2 protein-coding genes are annotated in these 1,539 nt (G+C 46.0%); one reads left to right on the plus strand and one right to left on the minus strand.

Translation table 11 applies throughout. The features are described 5' to 3' along the window. Positions 1-28: 28 nt before the first annotated feature. Positions 29-313, plus strand: a complete 285-nt coding sequence (locus tag CBE68_RS08515) for a hypothetical protein (protein ID WP_087505661.1) — start codon at positions 29-31, stop codon at positions 311-313. 27 nt (positions 314-340) lie between these two features. Here the strand turns inward: CBE68_RS08515 and CBE68_RS08520 are convergent. Continuing rightward, positions 341-1,476 (minus strand): IS3 family transposase gene (locus CBE68_RS08520; protein ID WP_408633817.1). Its coding sequence is split into 2 segments (ribosomal slippage): positions 341-1,242 and positions 1,242-1,476, totalling 1,137 coding nucleotides; the frame shifts between segments, so codons are not numbered across the junction. Positions 1,477-1,539: the final 63 nt, after the last annotated feature.

Below are 1,539 nucleotides of genomic sequence, written 5' to 3' on the forward strand. Positions count from 1 at the left end.
TTGAGGCGTTATATGCAAAAGGAGTTTTGTGGAAACCTTCCCTGAAAATCACGAACTGATTGGCTTATTTGAATGCGAACCTATTTTGACTGATCCCGAGCAAGAGCACTGGTTTTACAATCAACTCATTTTCCAAACTGTTAGATACGACGATGCTTTAACAGTTAAAATCAATGGGTGTTATGGTGATTTGTCAATTCTGTGGAAACAGGGCTCACGTGAATTAATGAACTTGAAGTTTGAAAAACTTAGTAGTCTCGAAGTTAACATGCAGACTAACGATGAGTTTTTAACTGCAATTGGCTCATTCTGAATCGACCAGCCTTTCGTAGACCACTCGTTAGTTGTAATTTCCAAGTTTCTCATAAGCCAGCGGAGGCATGTCTCCTGCGTGACTGTGCTTGCGCTTAGAGTTATAAAACATCTCGATGTAATCGAAAATATCGGCACGTGCTTTTTCCCTTGTCCGATAGATCTTTTTCTTCACTCGCTCACGCTTTAGCAACTGAAAGAAGCTCTCGGCCACCGCATTGTCGTGGCAGTTTCCACGTCGACTCATGCTTGGTTTTAGGTTGTGCTCAGCCAAGAAGCCTTGCCACTCATAGCCCGTAAACTGGCTTCCTTGATCAGAATGGATCAGAACTTCACTCTTTGGTTTACGACGCCAGACAGCTGCTAAAAGAGCTTGAGTCACCAGCTCGCTCTCCATTCGTGAGCTCATTGACCAACCAACAACCGCTCTTGAGTAGAGATCTAAAACAACCGCTAGATACAGCCAACCCTCATGTGTCCGAATATAAGTAATATCGGTTACCCATGATTGGTTTGGCGTTGCAGGTGAAAACGCTCTATCCAAGAGATTGTCTGCCACTAGAGCAGGCTTGCCGCCATACATCCCACGTCGCTTGCTGTAACCGACTTGGGCCTTAAGTCCTTCTTGCTGCATTAGCCGCGCAACTCGATGCTTACTACATGATTCACCCAAGTCTCTGAGATCACTGGTTACTTTGCGGTAGCCGTACACGCACCCACTTTCTAGCCATGAATGTTTGATCAGCCCGAGCAGGCGCTCATCTTCTATCGCTCGGCATGACTTAGGTTGGTTTACCCACGCATAGAAGCCACTGCGCTGGATATTCAAGGCGTGGCACATTAAGCGAACGGGATACAGGTTGAGTCTCGACTTTATGAACGCGTATTTTTCTTTGACTCGCCAGCGAAAAATACGGTGGCTTCCTTTAGGATGTCGCGCTCCTGAGTTACTCGTTTTAACTCTTTCTCAAGTTCGCGAATACGCGCTTCCTGCTCACTGACTTGTTGGTATTGCGGGCTATTGTCGCCGTAACGCTTAAGCCAGGCGTAAATACTATTCGTGGAGATCCCTAAGCGCTCAGCAACACTAGCCACGGTATAGCCATGCTCAGTTACTTGCTTTACTGCTTGGGTTTTAAATTCATCGGTAAAACGTTGGGACATGTTTCCTCCTCAGGACATTCAATTGTAATGCAATTGAGTGTCTAGAGAAGGCTGGTCGATTCA

Source organism: Neiella marina (genome assembly GCF_002165625.1).
Lineage (GTDB): Bacteria > Pseudomonadota > Gammaproteobacteria > Enterobacterales > Neiellaceae > Neiella > Neiella marina.